The following is a 19,497-nucleotide window of genomic DNA, read 5'->3' on the forward strand; positions in this document are numbered from 1 at the left end:
GCGCCCACCCGGCGCCGCCGGACGTCACCCTGATCACGCCCGCGCGGCTGCTCGGCGACGAGATTCGTCGATCTCCGGGGCGTGCGCGATCGCCCATTCGCCGATCGCGACCACGAGCGGGACCAGTGACCGGCCGAGATCGGTGAGCGCGTACTCGACCCGGTGCGGCGTCTGGTGGCGGCTGACCAGGCCGTCGGCCTCCAGCGCCCGCAGCGTACGGACCAGGATCCGCCGGCTCAGGCCCTGGACGGTGCGGTCCAGTTCGTTGAAGCCGTACGGGCGCTCATGCAGCAGTGCGAGCAGCAGCACGCTCCACTTCTCGCCGACCCGGCGCAGCACCTCGGTCGCGTCGCAGCGCTCGCGGTCGGCGGGCGTGACGGGCAGCGGGATCACCGGTGACATGAATGTGCCTTCTTTCCGACGCCGGACCGTTTGCGCAGGATTCAAGCATGCGCACAGTAGTGATCACAGGTGGTACGCGTGGCATCGGTGGCGGCCTGGCCGCCCGGCTGAGGGCCCAGGGCGACGAGGTGATCGCGATCGGCAGCGCCGACGCGGATCTGACCTCGGTCCGGCAGGCCGCGGACCTCGCCGACCGGCTGCCGGATCGGATCGACGTCCTGGTGTTCGCGGCCGGTCGCTTCGGTGCGCAGCGAGTGGTCACCACCGAGGGCTTCGAGCAGACCTTCGCGCTCTATGTGTTGAGTCGTCACCTGCTGGCCGAGCGGCTACGGCCGGCACTGGAAGGGGCAGCGCAGCCGGTGATCCTCAACCTCTGCGGCACCGGCGGTATCCCGGCCGGCCGGATCCACTGGGACGATCTCCAGCTCACCCGGGGGTACAGCCTGCTCACCGCGACCATGCAGGGGGCCCGGGCGAACGACCTGATGGGGGTGGCCTTCGCCGACCGCGACCCGGGCAGCCGGATCCGGTACGTCCTCTACAACCCGCTCTTCGTCGACAGCGGCATCCACCGCTATTTCCGGCAACCGACCCGGGCGCTGGTCGGCGCGGCGGCCCGGCTGCTCGGGTCCAGCGTCGAGACCGCCGCGCGCCGCCTGACCGACCTGTTGGCCGACCCACCGTCCGCGCCGTTGACCGCGTTGCGGCGCGGCAAGCCGGTGCCGCTGACCGCCCCGGAGTTCGACCCGACGGCCGCCGCCCGCCTCGACGCCACCCTGCGCCGGCTGATCGCCGACGTATCCATATAGATCTTGGTCCTAAACCACCCTCCTGGGGCCCACTTTCGCACCAAGATCTTGGGGAGAGGGGAATCAGAGCAGGGTGGACCAGTAGTCCCAGAAGCGGATCAGGATGGCCAGCGCGATCACCACGTACCAGGTGACCAGGAGGAAACTGTGGTAGCTCGCGAGCGCGGCCAGCCGCGACGACGGGCGTAGCCGGCGGAGGTTGTGCAGCGTGGTGTAGAGGAAGATCGCGATGGTGACGACCCAGACCACCATGCAGTACGGGCAGAGCGCACCGATGACGTAGAGGCTCTGGTAGATCAGCCAGTGCACGAAGACCACGCCGAAGGTGGCGCCGGCCTGAAGGCCGAGCCAGGTCCAGCCAGGCAGGCGTACGCGGGCGAGCAGCAGCACGCCGAGGGTGGTGACCACCGCGAAGCCGGCAATGCCGAGCAGCGGGTTGGGGATGCCGAAAGCGGCGGCCTGCGCGGTGTTCATCACCGAGCCGCAGGACAGGACCGGGTTGATGCTGCACGACGGCACGTAGTCGGGGTCGGCCAGCAGGTTGATCTTCTCGACGGTGAGCGTGGTCGCGGCGAGCAGCCCGACCGCGCCGCCCACCGCGAGCACCCAGGCGGTGACCCGGGCCAGGAAACCGTCCTCGCCCGGTGTCTCGGTCGCCGGGCGGTCCAGCACGGCGCTCATCCGGCGAGGGCGGCGTCGATGGCGGCGATCATGTCCGCCTGGGTACGGATCTCGGTGAGCTGCCGGCCGTTGAGGAAGAACGTCGGCGTGCCCTGCACCCCGGCGGTCTCGCCGTCGGCCCGGTCCCTGGCCACCCGCTCGGCGGTGGCGGGATCGTCGAGGTCACGCTGGAAGCGGTCGACGTCCAGGCCGATGGTGCGGGCGTACTCGACGAACCGTTCGGTCTGCGGGGTGCGCTGATGTCCCCAGCTCTCCTGGTTCTCGAAGAGCGTGGCGTACATCTGCGGGAACCGGTCCTGGTTGGCGGCGGCCTGGGCGGCCCGCGCGGCCAACTCCGCGTTGGGGTGGCTGGGGATCGGGAAGTACCGCACCACGAAGGTGATCCGGTCGCCGTAGGTGTCCCGGATCTCCTCGATCGCCGGGTAGACCGCGCCGCACGCCTCGCACTCGAAGTCGAGGAACTCCACCAGGGTGACCTTACCGTCGGCGGCGGTGGAGAGCCGGTGGCTGTCCGCGCGGACCAGCACCGCCGGATCGACCGGCTGCCCGGCGTCAGCCGCGGCGCGCGGGGTGTCCGCGCGGTTCCGGTTGATCGTGATCAGGCCGATCATGGCGAGGATCACCACCAGGACCATCGCCAGGGTCAGTCTGAGGTTCTTCGTCATGCGGCTGCCAACCTTCTCTGGAGTGCCGACCTTCGCTGCGCGCGCCGCCAATGCTTACCGGACCTGCTGACAGCTCGCTGAGAGTCGGCTGCGAATCCGCTCATCGACCCACCCGGCGGTCCCGCTCGGCCAGCTCGGCGAGCATCCGGTTGTAGGCGGCCAACTCGGGATCCTCGCGACCTTCGGCCTCGGCGCGGTCGGCGACCCGGTCCCGGCGGCGGGCCTCGCGCCGGTCGGCCTGGATCCACTGGTACATCAGCGCACCCAGCACGATCACCGTGGGCAGTTCGCCGAAGGACCAGGCGATGCCGCCGGCGGCCCGCTGGTCCTCCAGCGGACTCGGCCCCCACGGCCGGCCCAACGCCGTCCACCAGTCGGCGGCAAGCAGGGTGGCCGACTGCATGAGGGCCACCCCGAGGAAGGCGTGCAGCACCATGCTGATCAGCACCAGGACCATCTTCAGCGGGTACGGCACCCGGCGTGGCGCCGGGTCGACACCGATGACCGCCCAGAAGAAGAGGTAACCGACGCCGAGGAAGTGCGCCACCATCGCCAGGTGGGCGGCGTGCGAACGCACCGCCAGCTCGTACAGGCCGGTGAAGTAGAGCACGTACAGGCTGGCCACGTAGAGCGTGAGCGCCACCACCGGGTGGGTGAGCGTCCGGGAGACCGGGGAGTGCAGGGCACGCTGCAACCATTCGCGGGGGCCGGGCCACCGCGGATCGGTCGAGGGTCGCAGGGCCCGCAGCGCGAGCGTGATCGGCCCGGCGAGCACCAGCAGGATCGGTGCCACCATCATCAGCAGCAGGTGCTGCACCATGTGCACGCTGAACAGCACCGGCCCGTAGCGGGCCAGGCCACTGGAGGTGGCGACGACGAGGACGGCGCAGCCGGCCAGCCAGAGGGCGACACGTGCCGCCGGCCAGGCGTCGCCGCGCCGACGCAGCCGCCACACCCCGGCGAGGTAGAGCCCGGCCGCGACCACGGCGGCGGTGATGATCAGCGGCTCGGGCAGCCAGAGCCGCAGCACCGACTCCACGCTCAGCGGTGGGGGCATCGGGAACCCGAGCAGGGTGGCCGCCGGGTCCAGTTCCTCCTCGCCGATCGGTGCCGGGGTCCGCGACAGCGCCACGGCGGCACCCACCGCCGCGCCGAAGAGCAGGGTCTCCACCACCGCGACCCGCAGGAAGGGCCGGCGTCGACCGGCGAGCAGGGCGGGCATCGCCCGGCGGCGGTGCAGCACCCCAGCCACCGCGATCGCGCCGAGCGCCGCCGCCTTCACCAGCAGGAGCTGCCCGTACCGGGTCCCGGTCAACTCGGCCAGGCTGGTCAGCCGGACGGCCGCCGACAGCAGTCCGGACCCGCCGACCGCGACCAGGCAGGCCAGCGCCAGGGGTGAGAAGCGGTGTACCGCGACGGCCAGGTCGGCGGTGCCGCCCCGGGCGGTGACCGCCAGGGCGAGCAGGCCACCGGCCCAGAGGGTCACCGGCACCACGTGCAGCAGCATCCCCGACACCGCCAGCTGGTGGTTGTCGGCCGACGCCGCGTGCCCGGTGAAGACCGGCGGTACGACCGCCGCCAGCGCGGCCAGCAGCGCCACCACCGCCCCGGCCGGACGCAGGCTGCGGGCCGCGACAAGCGCCGCGACAAGGGCGAGCGCCGCGCTGAGGGCCAACGACTGCCCCAGCGGCACGGTGAGGGCGAAGTTCAGCACCGCCCGGACCGACAGCACCCGCGAGGCGGGCAGCCCGAACAGGTCGACGAGGGTGTAACAGACCGCGACCACGGCGGTCACCGACCAGAGCGCCGCCGCCAGCGCGGCGGCACGCAGCCGGCGGTAACCCAGCGCGGAAAGGCGGCCCCCGGCGTCGCGTGGCGACAGCACGACGACCGCCAGCAGCAGCCCGACCGTGCACACCGCGCCGAGCTGCATGCCGAGCCGGGCCGACGGCAGCAGCCACGCGACGGTGCGGTCCGGCTCGGGCAGGCCCGGTGGGGTCGGTGGGGTACTGCCGCCGCCCCACCACAGCAACGCCGCCCCGACCCCGGCCGCGACCAGGATGGTGGCGACCGGGACCAGCAGCGGACGACAGGACTGGCGGTTCACGGACGGCTCCCGGTTGCTGGACAACTAGGCAGATAGTCGCCGGGCGGTGGGTGATAGTTCCGGGAGAAATGTCACCATTGCGCGCCGCCACAGACGCCGTCGGCGTCCCGGGGCTCCACCTGAAGGGTGGCGTGCTCGATGGCGAACCGGTCGTGCAGGGTCCGCCGGGCACCGGCCAGCACGCCGGCGAGATCCGCGTCGGAGTCGAGGGTGAGGTGCGCCGAGGCGACCTCCATCCCCGAGGTCAGCGTCCACACGTGCAGATCGTGCACGTCGGCCACGCCCTCGACCGCGCGCAGCCCGTCGCGGACCTCCGCGACGTTCACATGCGGCGGCGCGGCCTGCACCAGCACCCGCAGCGCGGCCCGGCCCAGGTGATAGGTGCGGGGCAGGATGAACAGGCCCACCGCAACGGCGATGATCGGGTCGGCGTACCACCAGTCGGTGAGCGCGATCACCCCGGCGGCGACGATCACGCCGACCGAGGCGAGCAGGTCGCCGAAGACCTCCAGGTACGCGCCGCGCACGTTCAGGCTCTCCTGCGCGCCGCTGCGCAGCAGCAGGAACGCCACGATGTTGGCGATCAATCCGGCCACCGCCACCGCCAGCATCGGCCCGACCAGCACCTCCGGCGGCTCGCCGAGCCGGCGGATCGCCTCGATCAGGACATAGACGGCGACTCCGAACAGCAGCACCGCGTTGGCCAGCGCCGCCAAGACCTCCATCCGGTAGAGCCCGAAGGTGCGCTGGCCGTCCCGGGACGCCTTGCTCGCCGCGGTGATCGCGGCCAGCGCCATGCCGATGCCGAGCACGTCGGTGAACATGTGACCGGCGTCCGACAGCAGCGCCAGCGAGCCGGTCCACCACGCCCCGACCGCCTCCACCACCATGAACACGGCAAGCAGGGCGAAAGCCGCCCACAACCGGCCGCGATGCCTCTCCCCCGCGCGCAGCACCTGCTGCCCGTGGTCATGCCCGGCACCCACCGCGTGCCCCTCCTCGCCGTCGACCGCCTCCTCCCAGAACATATGCTGACATTGCAATAAGTGCAAGCGTCTCGCCGCAAGCCGACGAGCACCCAGCGGGTGCGGGACGTCAGTAGTCGTCGTCCTCGTCGTCGTCCAGATCCGCCGGGTCGATGTCCTGCGCGGCCAGCACCTCGGCCGCCTCCCGGTCACGGCCCTGCGCCCGCAGTGCCCGGGCCAGCTCCCGGCCGGCCGCCCAGCCGTAGCCGTCGGCGTTCTCCGTCAGCACCCGCCGGGCGTCGGCCTCGGCCAGGGCCGGCTCGCCGGCCCGCAGCCGGAGCCGGGACCGGCGCAGCAGGGCGTCGATCCGCAGGTCGGCGAGGTCGGTCGGGCCGAGACGCTCCAGTGCCGCGTCGAGCCGCGCGATCGCCTCGGCGGGCCGGTCCGCGGCGGCCAGCAGCCGGGCGGCGGCCAGGTCGTTGCCGCTGGCACGTTCCGCCGGCGGATCCGTCACGGCGGTGAGTGCGTCCACCCGGCTCAGCACCGTCCAGGCCAGATCCTTCGTCGCCGCGTAGGCGAGCCGGTGCAGTGCCTTGCTCAACACCCGCAGCTCCGCCTCCGGGTCGGCGGCGGCATGATGCCTGTCGGCGGCGGCGACGAGGTACGAGACACCCTCGTCGCCGTAGCTCGACTCCCCCGCCTGCTCCAGGATCTCCGCCAGCGGCGGCAGCCCCTCGGGCATCCGCTCCACCTGGCTCAGCTCCCGCAACACGGCCCGCGCCGCGGCGCGGTGGTGATGGTGGTGCCCCCGGTACAGCTCCCAGAGCAGGTACCTGGCGCGGATGGCGTCCTCGCGCAGACCGGCCCGGTCCAGGGTGCGGGTCGCCTCCTCGGCGGCCTCGGCGGCGTCCTCCCGGCGGCCGGCGTCCCGCAGGGCGTACGCCACCTCGAGCCGGGCCCGGGCGGCACCGGCGTCGTCACCGGCCACGGTCAGCTCGGCGACCCGCTCGACAAGCGCCGCCACGGCCGGATGCGCCACGTTCGTGGTCCGTCCGGCGAGCACGGTGAGCGGCAACTTCTCGACCACCGGCTCGGCGCTCATCCGCGCCTCGATCCGGTCGCTCTGGTGCCGGTTGCCGTTGCGCACGTCGAAGCGGGCGGCCCACTCCCGTGCCTGCCCGGCCAACTCGTCGCGGACCTCGGCCACCGTGCTCTCCCAGCGGCGGGTGCCGTCGTCTGAGCGGCGGGAGACAGTGAGGTCGCCGCGCCCGGCGGCACCCAACCGCCCGAGCACCAACGCGGCCGAGGCGGCGAACTCCATCGCCGCGTACGGCGACGACGGCCGCTCCAGCCAGCTCAGGTGCCGCTCCACCAGCTCCAACCCCCGGGCCAGGTTGCCGGTCAGTCCGCAGAAGAGCAGGTGCTGGGCGAGGTTGTCGAGGTGGTGCCGGTCGTCGCGGATCCGCCGATACCCTTCGCGGTGCGCCTCCACGGCCTCGTCGAAGCGGCCGGTACGCAGATAAGGGGTGAGCAGCTCGCTGAGCATCCACTGCGGCTGTTCGCTGCAACCGCCCCGCTTGAACGGTTCCCCGACCTCGATGGCCTCGGTGTGGCGGCCGAGCGAGGTGAGGTGCCGGACCTGTCCCGACGGGACACACGAGGCGCAGTCCGACAGCCCGTCCCGCTTGGCGGTGAGCATCCGGTCGTACGCCTCCTGCGCCGCGGCCATGTCCCCGACGTGGTGCGCGACCAGCCAGCGGTGCTGGTGCACCGCGTGCAGGCTGTGCCCGGCGAGCTGATAGCGGCGCTGCATGTCGTCGAGCACCGCCATGGTGCGTTCCAGCGGGATGTCCGGGAACTGCGGCAGCGCCCAGACGATCCACTTGAAGTCCCACAGCAGGCTGTGGGCGTGGTGCTCGCCCACCACCTCCGGCTGCCGGTCGAAGACCGACAGGCACCAGGAGAAGGCGAGGAACGCCCGGGTCGGATCGCCGCCGTGGTGAAAGTCGCTTATCGCGTTCATCCGGGCGTTGAAGGCGAACGAGACGTCACCGGCCGCGTCGGCGTGCCGGAAGACCGCGTCCAGGGCCGCGAACCGGGCCGGCCCGCGCGGCAGCCGGTACGCCTGGTGCAAACGTTCGTGCAGCTCCTGCGCCGAGGTGGTCACCGCTGGCCTCCCATCGCCCGGGCGAGCAGACCGAGAAACGACTGATTCAACGCGGCGGTGTCGGCCGGCCGCAACGGCTGGTGGCCCAGCAGCAGCGCCTGCACGTACAGCCCTTCGACGGCGAGCCGGGTCAGCTCCTCGTCGCCGGCCGCGATCGCCTGCCGGACCAGCGGATTCCGGTGGTTGAACACCAGCTGTGGGCGGTCGTCACGGCCAGCCGTGAAGGAGCCCAGGATCGACGACCAGAGTTCGTCCGCCTGGGCCTGCCCGGCCCGCAGGTCCACCGCCAGCCCGGTCTCGTCGTCGAGCAGGTACAGCGCCGGCAGGCTCGCCGGATCGAAGGCGCGGACCAGCACTGCGACGCCGAGCGGGTCCAGGGTGCGTTGGGCCAGTTGCTGGAACGGGCGCACCGCGAGCGCGGCGTCCGGGTCCAGCGGTTCGAGACGGGTCGCCAGGTCACTGGCGGTGAGCACCTCGGTGACGAACTCCGGGCCCAGGTCGCCCAGCCGGGCGGTCAACTGCGCGTCGTAGACGTACCCGGCGTTGACCACGGCGATGTGCTGCGCGGCGGCGACCGAGGCGAGCTGGCGGAACTCGTCGACCGACGGGGTGTAGCGCACCGTCCCGTAGCGCTCGCGGAACTCGGCGAGGGTCAGCGGACCCATGTTCGTCTCGAACGGCCACCACTGGTCGACCAGGCGCAGCATCTCGTCGTCGTGCACCGCGAGGGCCTTGACGCCGAGGTGGTGCACCCGCAGGAAGGCCTGCAGGCGCTGGCTGTCGACCCGACCGAGCCGGGTCAGCCAACCGCGCAGGCTGTCGCCGAGCGACTCGCGTACCTGGTCGAGCAGGGCGTCCTCGTAGAGCGCCTCGCGGCTCGCGGTGGGCCGCAGCTCACCGGTGTCGATGACACACCGGACGAAGAACGCCCACTCCGGCAACAGCCGCTCGATGTCCTCGGAGAGCAGCATCTGCTTCAGGTAGACCCGATGGGCCACCCGCGACGCCGGGTTGACCGGCACCGGCAGCACGAACGCCACGCCCCGCAGGCCCGCCGCCGGCACCGCCAGGTCGATCACGTCGAACGGCGTGAACCCGAAAACCTCCTGGGCGTACGCGTCCAGTCGCGCGCGGCGGTCGCCGGCCGACTCCTCGGCGTCGGTCTCCCACGGCGGCAACCCGATGTTGATCAGCTTGTCGTCGACCCGCACTGCAATCGGCAGCATCGCGCCGTAGAGGGCGGCGATCTCGACCACCGCGTCGCGGCGCAGCCAGTGTTCCTCGCCGCGACGCGGCACCAGGGTGACGGTGGTGCCCTGCCCGGCGCGTTCCTGCTCCGGCGCGGCGACCCGCAGTTCGTAGCGCCCGTCCGCGTAGCCGGTCCACTCCATGGTGGGCGAGTCGGCGGCCCGGGTACGCACCCGGATCTCGTCGGCGACCAGGAAACAGGAGAGCAGGCCGATGCCGAACTGGCCGAGGAACTCGTGCCGGGCGAAGCCCAGCTCGTCGCGCTTGGAGCTGCGGCCGATGGTGGCCAGCAGCTCGTGCACCTGCGCCTCGGTCAGGCCGACGCCGGAGTCCTCCACGCGCAGCGTGCCATCCCCTGTGGACTCGGAGGGGAAGATGCGAATCTCGCCGGGCGCGCCCGGATCACCCGCGCGGCGGGCGGTGATCGCGTCCACCGCGTTCTGCATCAGCTCCCGCACGTAGACCCGCGGGCTGGCGTAGAGATGGTGACTGAGCAGGTCGACGATGCCCCGCAGGTCGACATGGAAGGTGTGGCTCACCGGCGCACCTTAGCGGTTGGCACGCCCTGTCGGTGACCCCGTTTCTGCCGCGTCAGACCGCCAGTACGCCCCCGTTGCGTACGCCGTCGTCCTTGATGGCGATCAGGTTGGCCGCCACGTACGAGATGTGGTGTGCCTTGTGCCAGTCGCTCGGGTAGTAGGTGACAAGCCTGGAGCGCTGGAACCGGCAGGTGATCTCGGGAACGAACCGCGAGTACGCCGAGTCGGTGAAGTACCAGAACGAGTTCTCGTTGTAGAACGCCACATGGGTGGGGTCCTGGAACGCCCCGCGCCCATCGGTGCTGGGCGTCAGGGTGAGCAGCATCCCGTTCGGGGCGAGAATGCGGTACAACTCGTTGAAGATGGCGATCTTGTCCGGGATGTGCTCCAGGAAGTCGGCCGCCCGGACCACCCCGACGCTGTTGTCCGGCAGGTCGATGCCCTTGGTGACGTCGCAGACCAGGTCCACGCCGGGGCCGGCGTACCTGTCGAGCCCCAGGAAACCCTCCGGCTTGTTGTGTGCGGCACCGAGATCGAGCGCGAGGAGACCCTCCCGTTTCGCCCAGGCCAGCGCGTTCAACTGGATGTTCCGGTCGTAGATCTCGACGGTGCGCTGCTGGATCCGCGCGTTGAAGGCCGGATCCCGCTGGGTGTTCCTGGCGTGCATGCGTTGCAGATAGAGGCAGCGGGGGATGTGGTGGAACTCGGTCACCTGGTACAGCCGGCTCATCAGATCGGCGTCGTCGGCCACGTCGAGCGACTCGTCGTAGCCGCCGACCTTCTCGTACACGTCCCGCCGGAAGGCGCGCACGTGATTCGGCGCGTACCAGATGTAGCTGACGTTGTGCGGGGTGGGCGGCAGTGACTCGCAGGCCAGGACCTCCCGCCCGTCCACGCACTCGTCCCGGTAGCGCCAACCGTGCGTGGCGGCGAACCTGGAGTCGTCCCGGCTGCCGTCCTCGCGGATCTGAGCCGTGTCACTGTAGACGAACCCCACGCCCGGGTGGGCGTCGAAAGCCGCCACCACCTCCGCCAGGCAGTCGCTGCTCAACAGGTCGTCGTCGTCGAACTCGACCAGGATCTCACCGTACGCCTCGGCGCACGCGCGGCGCTTCACCGCACCCACGCCGGAGAGCCCGTCCTGCACGACCAACCGGATCCGGGGATCGTCGACCTCCGGCCGCCATCGGGTTCCCTGGTTGAGCACGACCACCCATTCCCACGCGGAGTAGGTCTGGGCGAGCAGGGATCGGAGGCACTCGTCGAGGAAACGGGTGCGGTTGCTACCGGTGAAGACGGTGACGCGCGGAGCACTCAAGGTCCGGTCACCCACCTGAGGTGGCGGGCCGGAACTTCTCCGGCACTTCCGAGACCAGACGTGAGTCCAGCGCGATCGCGGCCTTGAACGCCTGGCGGGCTTGGTCCTCGTCGCCGCCCCTGACGCGCAGCAGGCCGAGCCGGAGGTACGCCGTGGACGCCGATTCGTCCGCCGCCACGATCTTCTCGTACAGCGCTACGGCGTCGTCCGACGCGCTCGCCTCCAGCAGCAACGCCTTGTTGTAGAGCGCCGGCCGGTATGCCGCGTCGACGTCCAGGGCCTTGTCGTAGTTCTCGATCGCCGCGTCGACGTCGTCCCGGGTCTGGGCGATGTAGCCCAGGTTGAACCAGGCGAACTTGTTGTCGTCCTGCAACTCGATCACCCGCTCGAAGGCGCTCCGCGCCTCGTCGATGCGGCCCGCCTGGCCATGCTCGACCCCCGCCTCGAGCAGCGCGTCCGGATCGTTCGACTCGATGCCCTCGACGGCGGTCTCGGCGGCCCTGTTCGTCGGCGTCGGCGTCGGCTGCGGCTGCGGGTCGTCGCTGCACGCCGCCGTTCCTGCCAACAGGACCGCGCCGCAGGCGAGGGATCCAAACATCTGTCTCATGTTCATGGTTCTCTCTCTCCAGACCGTCGTGGTCACGTCACGGCGTGACATTGGCGCAGATCACGTAGATGTCGTTGCCGGCAGCCTCGAAGTTGAACTGCCAGCCGGTCGGCGTGGCGCTGTCGTCCGGCGGCAGCGGACGACTCGCCAAGGTGGCACCGTCGGTGCGGTAACCACCACTCAGGGCCACATCGCCGGTGTCGCAGGGAAGGTCGGTCACACCCGAGTCCGCCAACGTCGCGCGGATGTACACGTCACCCACGCCGACGCCGGGATCACCTTGCGGGCCCTGCGGGCCCGGGTCACCCTGCTGACCTGCGGGACCCGCCGGACCGATCTCGCCCTGCGGGCCCGGGTCACCCTGGAAACCCTGCGGACCGGCGGCACCCTGCGCGCCAGGGTCGCCCTGCGGCCCCTGGGTACCGGGCTGTCCGTCGGCACCTTGTGGGCCCTGCGGCCCGGCCGCGCCCTGGGGGCCTCGCCGGCCCGGGACGCCGGGGGCGCCCTGTGGGCCTTGTGGGCCCTGCGGCCCCCGTCCCCAGTGGTGCTCGGGCTCCTTCCACTGCCAGCCCTGTGGGCCCGAGTGGTCGGGCCAGGCGTCCCGGTCGTCGGGCCAGGTGTCCATGTCGTCGTGCCCGCCGTCGGTCCGGGTCTGCGCCGGTGCCGTCCAGAGCTGCGTCTGGCCGAACGGTCCGGGGGTGCCGCTCTGCGCCCGCCCCGGCACCCCGGCCCGGGCAGCTTCCGCTGCCGCGGCTGGGCTGGTGCCGGTCATGCTCGCCAACAGCAGCACCGAACTCAGGCTTGACGCGGCCTTCACATGTCTGCGGCTGCGCAGCGGCTTCTTCATCCCCGTGTCCCCTCGTGAAACGCAAGATCAGGCCCACCATGTCGATGGCATCTTATGGGGACGAGAAGCCACCAAATAGACCAAACAGGAATTTTGGTGATGCGAGGGATTAAAACGGGCGCGACGGCCTCGGGTGGCGGTGCCGGTCGGGCTCCTCAGTGGCCTCGGCGGTTCGCCCTCAGGGCGTCCAGGATGACCCGGGGCCTGGCCAGCGAACTCGGGTGGGCGCGTAGTGAGACGACATCGTTGAAGCGCCGCGCGGTCGTCACGTCGGTGACGGTCGCCGCCACGACCTGCCGGCTGATCCAGCTGGAGAGGCGATGGCCGCGTGGGTAGGGACCGTCCACGTGCGGCAGTGACAGGTCGGCAGAGGTCGACAGGGACCAGGCCGCGTCGACCACGACCCGTTGCAGGTCGAGGAAGTCCCGCGCGGGCAGCGCGAGCCGTGGCGCCGACCGCAGGTACGTCGACAGGCAGACCGCGTGCAGGGCCGCTGCGGTGATGCCCTGCCCGTACACCGGGTTGAACGAGGCGACCGCGTCACCGACCGGGATCAGCCCGGCCGGGAACCGCTTCAGCGCGTGGAAGTCGCGGCGGCGGCTGTCGGCGTGGTGGTAGGTCCGGATGTCGCCGAGCATCTCGCAGCCGGCGAGCTCGCCGAACTCCGGTGGGAACTGCTCGCGCAGTCGTCTGACGAAGTCCTCGGCGGTGTGCCCGGGGCGATGGTCGGCATAACCGGCCATCATCGCCATCCAGCGGTCGTCCTCGACTGCGAAGAAGGCGGCACCGGCCAGCTCCGGCGACGTGTGCGGGCTTTTCAGGGCCATCACCACCGCGTGTTCCGGGTCTGCCGCACGCCTGCGGAACAGGGCCGTGGCGTAGTTCAGGTGCACTGTCATCCGTCGCATCGCGGGCCGCTCCCAGCCGCCCTGCTCCAGCCAGTCGGAAAGCCGGCTGGACCGGCCCATCGCGTCCACCACGAGATCCGCGTCCTCGACGCCGGCTGCGCCACCGACGTCGTACCGGACTCCGGCGGTCACCGTGCCGTCGAAGACCAGACCCGTGGCGCGGGCGGCGACGGTCTTGACGTTGGGCAGGCGGAGCACCTGCTGACGGATCAGCCCCTCCAGCAGCGGGCGGCTGGAGGTCAGGCTGTCGGCGTCGTCCGGCACGATCACCTTCAGCCGGCCGTCGAGATAGTGACGTCGGGCCGCTGGCGGCGCCACTATCGCCCCCTGGGCCACTGCCTGCTCACGGAAGCCCGGAAACAGCTGCGTCAACAGCAGGAAGCCGCCGGACAGCAGCGCGTGCAGTTGCGTCCCCTGTGGCACGCCCGGGCGGTGCCCGCTCACCCGCAGGTCGTCCCGATCGATCACGACCACCGACTCCGCGTGGTCGGCCAGGACCCGGGCCGCCAGCATCCCGGCGACGCTGCCGCCCAGCACGACGGCCTTCCGCAGCACCGGGGACGGCTGGGCGGGCGGTCGCACCGCGTTCAGCGCGGCGAAGACCCGGGCCGGGGCGAGGGGCATCATGCTCTCCAAGGCGTACGACGTGGGACGACGCGGTCCACCGAAAGCCCGGACAGGCCGACGGATGGGACAGGCCGACGGACCGGGCAGCCGGCATGACGGCTCAACGATCGTTGCACAGGCGGGGCCTGCCGGCCGTCATGCCGCCGGTGTCCGCGTCACGACAGACCGTGCCTGACGTGGCAGTCGCGGGTCAGCGTGCCGGCGGAGTCGAGTCCAGCGATATCTCGGCACGTACGGCGCCGTCGTCCTCGCGCAGTTCGGCACCACATTTGAGAAGCACGGACACGGCGCCGCGATTGTCCGGGGTGGTCTCCGCCACGATCCGCCGCATCCCCGCTGCGGCGGCGGCAGCGAGCAACTCGCGCAGCGCGGCCTTGCCGATCCCCTGGCCCCGCGCGGACCGGCCGAGCCACATGCCGGTCTCCACGGTCCCCGGTTCGACGCGGGTCATCCGGATCATTCCCACCACTTCGCCGCCGGCCACGATGACATACATCTGCGTACGCCCCGGGCCGTCCAGGCCGGCGAAGCTCGCCCGGTGGAACTCCCGGAACGCCTCCCGCCGGGCATGCGACCACCCGGCCGGCGCCGCCACCGGCGGCATCACGTCCGCCGGCTCCGCCTCGGCCACCGCCACGGAGAGCAAAGGTTCGAGGTTCTGCTCGTCCACCGGCTCCAACCGGACCGCACCCGTCACGTGCCGCAGTCTTCCGCGCTGCGCAACCGACGTCCACCCGGTTAGCGCCCACCGGAACCTCTGGCCGAGCGGACCGGCCGGTCGGACTAGTCACCCCCCTCCTCACGCTCCGCTGTCACATGGCCGGTGAGGTGCACGCGTGACAGCCGACGTCCCGGGCGAGCCGGGCGAGGCCACCGCGCACCCGGAAGGCACGCTGACGACCCCGGCTACCATCGCCCGATGGATCTGCGCGGCACGATCAGCCCGGACCGCCCCTTGCTCGTCCTGGCGCTCGCGGAGGAGGCCGCCCACCTCGATCCGCAACTGCCGGTACTGCTCACCGGCATGGGAAAGGTCAACGCCGCAGGGGCCGTGGCGGCGGCGTTGGCCCGGGGCACGCTGCCCTCGGCGGTGGTGAACCTCGGCACGGCCGGCGCGCTGCACCCCGGCTGGACCGGCACCCACGAGGTGGGCAGGGTGCTACAACACGACCTGGACACCGAGTTCCTCCGCGGGCTGACCGGGCAGCTTGTGGGTGCGCCGCTGGCCCTCACCGGCGACGGCCCGGTGCTGGCCACCGGCGACCAGTTCATCGCCGACGATCAGGCCCGCGCCCAACTGGCCGAACGCGCCCATCTGGTGGACATGGAGGGGTACGCGGTGGCCTCGACGGCGCTTCGGTTCGGCGTACCGGTTCGCCTGGTCAAGCAGGTGAGCGACGAGGCCGGCGAGGGCGCCGACCGCACCTGGCAGGAGTCGGTGGACGCCTGCGCCCGCCGACTGGCCCACTGGGTCACCCACCACCTCTAGCGAGGTTTGCGCTGTTAACAAGGGGCCCCTCCTATACACGAGGCGTTAACAGGGTGCCCCTCCTTGCAGGCTCTCGCTGAGTGAGAAGAGGGGTGTCGGGGTGCGGGAGCGGCAGGGGATGATCCGGGCACATCGTCACTCGCCGCCGGGAGGTTCGGGTCGCATGGCGTTCGCACGTGATCAGTGGTACGTAGCGGCCTACGGCAGCGAGGTCGGGCGGGATCTGCTCGCCCGCACGGTGCTGGGTGAGCCGCTGGTTCTCTACCGCACCGAGTCCGGCGAGGCGGTGGCGCTCGCCGACCGCTGCGTGCACCGGCGTTATCCGCTCTCGGAGAGCCGGCTCGACGGCGACACCATCGTCTGCGGCTACCACGGCTTCACCTACGACCAGACCGGCACGTGTGTCTTCGTGCCGGGGCAGCAGCGCATCCCGCGTACCGCCCGGGTCGCGGCGTACCCGGTGGTGGAGCAGGACTCCTTCATCTGGGTGTGGATCGGCGACCGGAACCTGGCGGATCCGACGACCATTCCCCGCGCGCCGTGGCTGGCCGACCCGGCGTACGCGGTGGTCCGTGGGATGGCGCCGCTGAACGCGCGCTACGAACTGCTCGTGGACAATTTGATGGATCTGTCCCACGAGACCTACCTGCACGGCGGTTACATCGGTACGCCGGAGGTGGCGAACACGCCGATCACCACCGAGGTGGACGACGAGAAGGGCATCGTCTACGTCAGCCGGCACATGGATGACGCGGAGTGCCCGCCGTTCTACGCGCAGTCGACCGGGATCCAGGGCCGGATCACCAGGTGGCAGGACATCGAGTACCACCCGCCCTGCCTCTACCTGCTGCACAGCCGGATCGCGCCGCAGGGGCACTATCCGCCGGCGGAGGGTCCGGACAGCGGCGCCTTCCACGCCGAGATCGTGTACGCCATCACCCCGTCGACCGAGCACACCACGTACGACTTCTGGGCGGTGGCGCGTGACTTCGCCATCGACGACGAGTCGGTGAGCGAGTACCTCCACAACAGCAACCACACGGTGGTCATGCAGGACGTGACGGCGTTGAACATCCTGGAGCAGGTGATCGCCTCCGAGCCGGAGAAGTACCAGGAGCTGAGCATCAACATCGACACCGGCGGGCTGGCCGCCCGGCGGTTGCTGGCCCGGATGATCGAACCGGGATCGGTGGGAGCGCCCCGGTGACCGCGCCGACCAGCATGCTCACCGGCGACCGGATCTACCGGATCCACTGGCTGCCGGGCACCGACACGCTGCGGGGCCGCTGTCACTGCGGCGCCGAACGGACCGCCGAGGAGCCGGTGGAGCTCTGGGAGTGGTTGCTGGCCCATCCGGACGGCCACCGGCCGCCACCGGACCCGGGTCCGCCGACGCCGCCCACGTCCCGGACCGTGCTGCCGCCGACCGCACCGCCGAGCCGGGCAGCGGTGCCGGCGTGACCGGCGACAACCCGATCGACAAGGATCTGCTGGTGGCCGGCCGGGAGGAGGTGGCGGTCGGGGTAGCGGTGCTTACCCTCTGCCGCCCTGACGGCAATGACCTGCCGGCCTGGAGCCCGGGTGCACACGTCGACCTCGCGCTCGGACCCGACCTGGTGCGCTCGTACTCCCTCTGCGGTGACCCGGCGGACCGCGGCGCCTGGCAGGTCGCGATCCAGCGCGAGCCGGACGGACGCGGGGGTTCGCGCCTCGCGCACGAGCGGCTCACCCCCGGCACGACCGTGCGGGTACGCGGGCCGCGGAACAATTTCGCGCTGCGCCCGGCGCGGCGTTACCTCTTCGTCGCCGGTGGCATCGGCATCACCCCGATCCGGCCGATGGTCGCCGCCGCCGACGCCGCCGGTGCCGACTGGCGGCTGGTGTACGGCGGGCGCAGCCGCACCAGCATGGCCTTCGCCGCCACCCTGCGGGAGAAGTACGGCGACCGGGTGAGCCTGCATCCGCAGGACGAGACCGGGCTGCTCGACCTGGACGGGCTGTTGCACCGCCCGACCGGTGAGCTGGTCTACTGCTGCGGGCCCGCGTCGCTCATCGACGCGGTGCTGCAGCGTTGCCAGGCGTGGCCCTCGGGCACCCTGCACATCGAACGATTCACCGCGGTCGCCACCGAGGCGGGCGTCGAGACCGCCGTCGAGGTCGAACTCGCGCTCTCCGGTCGGACGGTGACCGTGCCGCCGGGCACCTCGATCCTGGCGGCGGTGGAGCAGGCCGGCGTGCAGGTGCTCTCCTCCTGCCGGGAGGGCACCTGCGGGACCTGCGAGACCACGGTGCTCGCCGGTGAGCCGGAGCACCGCGACAGCCTGCTCACCGAGGAGGAACGGGCCGCCGGTGACACCATGATGATCTGTGTGTCCCGGGCCCGGAGTCCCCGGCTGACGTTGGAGTTGTGACTCAGGTGGGTGAGGAGGTGCGGGGTGCGGACGCAACCCGGACGCTCGGTGACCAGCAAGGTGCTCGCGCTGCTCGACGCCTTCTCCCCCGCCACGCCGGCGTTGACGGTCAGCGAGTTGGCCCGGCGGGCCGAGCTGCCGCTGCCCACCGCGTACCGGCGGGTGGCGGAGTTGGTCGCCTGGGGCGCGCTGGAGCGCGGTGCCGACGGCCGCTACCGGATCGGTCTGCGCCTGTGGGAGGTGGGTTCGCTGGCCCCCCGTGGGTTGGGGCTGCGCGAGCTGGCCCTGCCGATCATGGAAGACCTGTACGAGGTGACGCACGAGAACGTCCAGCTCGCCGTCCGGCAGGATCTCGAACTCGTCTTCATCGAACGGATCGCCGGACGCAAGGCGGTGCCGGTGCTCACCCGGGTGGGCGGTCGCTTCGCGCTGCACGCCACCGGGGTCGGGCTGGTCCTGCTCGCGTGGGCACCGACCGAGGTGCAGGAGCAGGTGCTGGCCGCGCCGTTGGAGCGGTACACCGAGCTGACCATCACCGATCCGAAGCGGCTGCGGCGTGACCTGGCCGAGGCACGCCGCCTCGGGTACGCGGTGAGCGACCGGCAGGTCACCATGGACGCGCTCTCGGTGGCGGCACCGATCTGCGGTGCGGACGGCAGCGCGGTCGCCGCGATCTCGCTCGTGGTCGCCTACGACCGGGCTGACCCGGTGGCGCTGGCACCGCTGGTGCAGGCCGCGGGCCGGGCGATCTCCCGAGCGCTGGGCCGGCCCCACCCGGCGGGGCGCTGAGCCGCCAGGGTCGCGCCGCCGGGACGCCGGGGCTGCGCTGCCGGGCCTTACCGTCCGGTCACCGGACGCAGTACCGTGTCCGGGTGTTCGTTCTCCGCACATCGCCGCGTTTTCGCTGCTACCAGGTTCCCGGGGGCGGGGCACGATGGTGAACGACGACCTCGACGAGCCGCCGTCGGCGGCGGCACCGTCGGGCCGGTCCGGGGCGGTCGGGCGGGCCCGGGCGCAGCGGCTGCTGGTGACACTGCTCGGCGACTACTGGCACGCCGGCCGTTCTCCGCTGCCCTCCGGCGGCCTGGTCGCGGTGCTCGGCGAGTTCGACATCGCGCCCGCCAACGCCCGCGCGACGCTGGCCCGGCTGACCCAGCGGGGCATGCTCACCCGCACCAAGGAGGGCCGGCGGACCAGTTACCGGCTCACCGAGCCGGCCTGGCAGATCCTGCAACGCGGCGCTCGGCGCATCTTCGCCACCAGTGACGAGAGCACCTGGGACGGCATCTGGACGCTCATCGCGTTCACCCTCCCCCTGGACGACGCGAACCAGCGCCGGCTGCTGCGGGCGCGGCTGCGCTGGCTGACCTTCTGGCCGCTGTACGACGCCACCTGGGTGACCCCGCACGACCGCTTCGACGAGGTACGCGAGCAGCTCAGTGAACTCGGCATCAACGATGCGGTGGTGCTGCGTTCCCGGGACCTGGATCTGCTGCCGAACGGTCTCGCCCGGCTCGAAGCCGCCTGGCGTATCGACGAGCTCGTCGCCGGCTACCAGACCTTTCTGGACCGGTACCGCGAGCTGGCCCGCCGGGCGGTGGCGGGCCAGGTGCCGTCGGCGGAGGCACTCATCCAGCGCACCGAGCTGGTGAACGACTGGCGGGCACTGGTGGGCGCCGACCCCGACCTGCCCGCCCGCTTCCTGCC

19 protein-coding genes are annotated in these 19,497 nt (G+C 71.7%); 7 read left to right on the forward strand and 12 right to left on the reverse strand.

Going from position 1 to position 19,497, the window contains the following annotated elements; genetic code table 11:
• Positions 1 to 33: 33 nt before the first annotated feature.
• A complete protein-coding gene (locus C1I93_RS16340; protein WP_111244154.1) occupies positions 34 to 402 on the reverse strand; it encodes a winged helix-turn-helix transcriptional regulator in 369 nt (122 codons plus the stop codon).
• Positions 403 to 449: 47 nt separating this feature from the next.
• Here C1I93_RS16340 and C1I93_RS16345 point away from each other — a divergent pair, with 47 nt between their 5' ends.
• The gene (locus C1I93_RS16345; protein ID WP_111244155.1) at positions 450 to 1,211 is read left to right on the forward strand and encodes a Rossmann-fold NAD(P)-binding domain-containing protein; all 762 of its coding nucleotides are present in this window, start codon (positions 450 to 452) and stop codon (positions 1,209 to 1,211) included.
• 63 nt (positions 1,212 to 1,274) lie between these two features.
• Here C1I93_RS16345 and C1I93_RS16350 read toward each other — a convergent pair whose 3' ends face one another.
• The 11 genes from C1I93_RS16350 to C1I93_RS16400 form a co-directional block, all read right to left on the reverse strand.
• Positions 1,275 to 1,892: a vitamin K epoxide reductase family protein gene (locus C1I93_RS16350; RefSeq protein ID WP_111244156.1), complete on the reverse strand. Its 618-nt coding sequence runs from the start codon at positions 1,890 to 1,892 to the stop codon at positions 1,275 to 1,277.
• Positions 1,889 to 2,557: a DsbA family protein gene (locus tag C1I93_RS16355; protein WP_111244157.1), complete on the reverse strand. Its 669-nt coding sequence runs from the start codon at positions 2,555 to 2,557 to the stop codon at positions 1,889 to 1,891. The genes C1I93_RS16350 and C1I93_RS16355 overlap by 4 nt, the downstream gene beginning before the upstream one ends.
• A gap of 100 nt (positions 2,558 to 2,657) precedes the next feature.
• The gene (locus C1I93_RS16360) at positions 2,658 to 4,664 is read right to left on the reverse strand and encodes a bifunctional copper resistance protein CopD/cytochrome c oxidase assembly protein (protein ID WP_223256425.1); all 2,007 of its coding nucleotides are present in this window, start codon (positions 4,662 to 4,664) and stop codon (positions 2,658 to 2,660) included.
• A 71-nt stretch (positions 4,665 to 4,735) separates the two neighbouring features.
• Positions 4,736 to 5,650 (reverse strand): cation diffusion facilitator family transporter, encoded by a 915-nt coding sequence (locus tag C1I93_RS16365; protein ID WP_111244169.1) that lies wholly within the window; start codon positions 5,648 to 5,650, stop codon positions 4,736 to 4,738.
• A gap of 109 nt (positions 5,651 to 5,759) precedes the next feature.
• Complete coding sequence (locus C1I93_RS16370; protein ID WP_111244158.1) at positions 5,760 to 7,796, reverse strand: hypothetical protein; 2,037 nt, start codon at positions 7,794 to 7,796, stop codon at positions 5,760 to 5,762.
• Positions 7,793 to 9,583, reverse strand: coding sequence for an HSP90 family protein (locus C1I93_RS16375; protein WP_111244159.1), 1,791 nt, complete (start codon positions 9,581 to 9,583; stop codon positions 7,793 to 7,795). The genes C1I93_RS16370 and C1I93_RS16375 overlap by 4 nt, the downstream gene beginning before the upstream one ends.
• A gap of 52 nt (positions 9,584 to 9,635) precedes the next feature.
• Complete coding sequence (locus C1I93_RS16380) at positions 9,636 to 10,901, reverse strand: glycosyltransferase (RefSeq protein ID WP_111244170.1); 1,266 nt, start codon at positions 10,899 to 10,901, stop codon at positions 9,636 to 9,638.
• Positions 10,902 to 10,908: 7 nt separating this feature from the next.
• Positions 10,909 to 11,499: a tetratricopeptide repeat protein gene (locus C1I93_RS16385; RefSeq protein ID WP_181445197.1), complete on the reverse strand. Its 591-nt coding sequence runs from the start codon at positions 11,497 to 11,499 to the stop codon at positions 10,909 to 10,911.
• A gap of 46 nt (positions 11,500 to 11,545) precedes the next feature.
• On the reverse strand, positions 11,546 to 12,355 hold the full coding sequence (locus C1I93_RS32940; protein WP_111244161.1) for a collagen-like protein: 810 nt from the start codon (positions 12,353 to 12,355) through the stop codon (positions 11,546 to 11,548).
• Between the two features lie 155 nt (positions 12,356 to 12,510).
• Positions 12,511 to 13,887 (reverse strand): FAD-dependent oxidoreductase, encoded by a 1,377-nt coding sequence (locus C1I93_RS16395; RefSeq protein WP_181445198.1) that lies wholly within the window; start codon positions 13,885 to 13,887, stop codon positions 12,511 to 12,513.
• 193 nt (positions 13,888 to 14,080) lie between these two features.
• Positions 14,081 to 14,587: a GNAT family N-acetyltransferase gene (locus C1I93_RS16400; RefSeq protein ID WP_111244162.1), complete on the reverse strand. Its 507-nt coding sequence runs from the start codon at positions 14,585 to 14,587 to the stop codon at positions 14,081 to 14,083.
• A gap of 222 nt (positions 14,588 to 14,809) precedes the next feature.
• Between C1I93_RS16400 and C1I93_RS16405 the strand changes: the two genes are divergently transcribed.
• The 6 genes from C1I93_RS16405 to C1I93_RS16430 form a co-directional block, all read left to right on the forward strand.
• On the forward strand, positions 14,810 to 15,379 hold the full coding sequence (locus C1I93_RS16405; RefSeq protein WP_111244163.1) for a nucleosidase: 570 nt from the start codon (positions 14,810 to 14,812) through the stop codon (positions 15,377 to 15,379).
• 163 nt (positions 15,380 to 15,542) lie between these two features.
• Positions 15,543 to 16,586 (forward strand): aromatic ring-hydroxylating dioxygenase subunit alpha, encoded by a 1,044-nt coding sequence (locus C1I93_RS16410; protein ID WP_111244164.1) that lies wholly within the window; start codon positions 15,543 to 15,545, stop codon positions 16,584 to 16,586.
• Complete coding sequence (locus C1I93_RS16415; protein ID WP_111244165.1) at positions 16,583 to 16,840, forward strand: hypothetical protein; 258 nt, start codon at positions 16,583 to 16,585, stop codon at positions 16,838 to 16,840. Before C1I93_RS16410 ends, C1I93_RS16415 begins: the two co-directional genes overlap by 4 nt.
• Positions 16,837 to 17,790: a PDR/VanB family oxidoreductase gene (locus C1I93_RS16420; RefSeq protein WP_111244166.1), complete on the forward strand. Its 954-nt coding sequence runs from the start codon at positions 16,837 to 16,839 to the stop codon at positions 17,788 to 17,790. The genes C1I93_RS16415 and C1I93_RS16420 overlap by 4 nt, the downstream gene beginning before the upstream one ends.
• A gap of 24 nt (positions 17,791 to 17,814) precedes the next feature.
• The gene (locus C1I93_RS16425; RefSeq protein WP_181445199.1) at positions 17,815 to 18,579 is read left to right on the forward strand and encodes an IclR family transcriptional regulator; all 765 of its coding nucleotides are present in this window, start codon (positions 17,815 to 17,817) and stop codon (positions 18,577 to 18,579) included.
• Positions 18,580 to 18,724: 145 nt separating this feature from the next.
• Positions 18,725 to 19,497: PaaX family transcriptional regulator (locus tag C1I93_RS16430; RefSeq protein WP_146603514.1), on the forward strand; the 773-nt coding region annotated here is incomplete at its 3' end.

It is taken from the genome of Micromonospora endophytica (genome assembly GCF_003236305.1).
In the GTDB taxonomy this organism is placed as follows: Bacteria; Actinomycetota; Actinomycetes; order Mycobacteriales; family Micromonosporaceae; genus Micromonospora; species Micromonospora endophytica.

Bases quoted from the DNA above. Each gene is read 5' to 3' on its own strand.
- C1I93_RS16340 (WP_111244154.1), bottom strand. From the start codon at position 402: ATGTCACCGGTGATCCCGCTGCCCGTCACGCCCGCCGACCGCGAGCGC.
- C1I93_RS16345 (WP_111244155.1), top strand. From the start codon at position 450: ATGCGCACAGTAGTGATCACAGGTGGTACGCGTGGCATCGGTGGCGGC.
- C1I93_RS16350 (WP_111244156.1), bottom strand. From the start codon at position 1,892: ATGAGCGCCGTGCTGGACCGCCCGGCGACCGAGACACCGGGCGAGGAC.
- C1I93_RS16355 (WP_111244157.1), bottom strand. From the start codon at position 2,557: ATGACGAAGAACCTCAGACTGACCCTGGCGATGGTCCTGGTGGTGATC.
- C1I93_RS16385 (WP_181445197.1), bottom strand. From the start codon at position 11,499: ATGTTTGGATCCCTCGCCTGCGGCGCGGTCCTGTTGGCAGGAACGGCG.
- C1I93_RS32940 (WP_111244161.1), bottom strand. From the start codon at position 12,355: ATGAAGAAGCCGCTGCGCAGCCGCAGACATGTGAAGGCCGCGTCAAGC.
- C1I93_RS16395 (WP_181445198.1), bottom strand. From the start codon at position 13,887: ATGCCCCTCGCCCCGGCCCGGGTCTTCGCCGCGCTGAACGCGGTGCGA.
- C1I93_RS16405 (WP_111244163.1), top strand. From the start codon at position 14,810: ATGGATCTGCGCGGCACGATCAGCCCGGACCGCCCCTTGCTCGTCCTG.
- C1I93_RS16410 (WP_111244164.1), top strand. From the start codon at position 15,543: ATGGCGTTCGCACGTGATCAGTGGTACGTAGCGGCCTACGGCAGCGAG.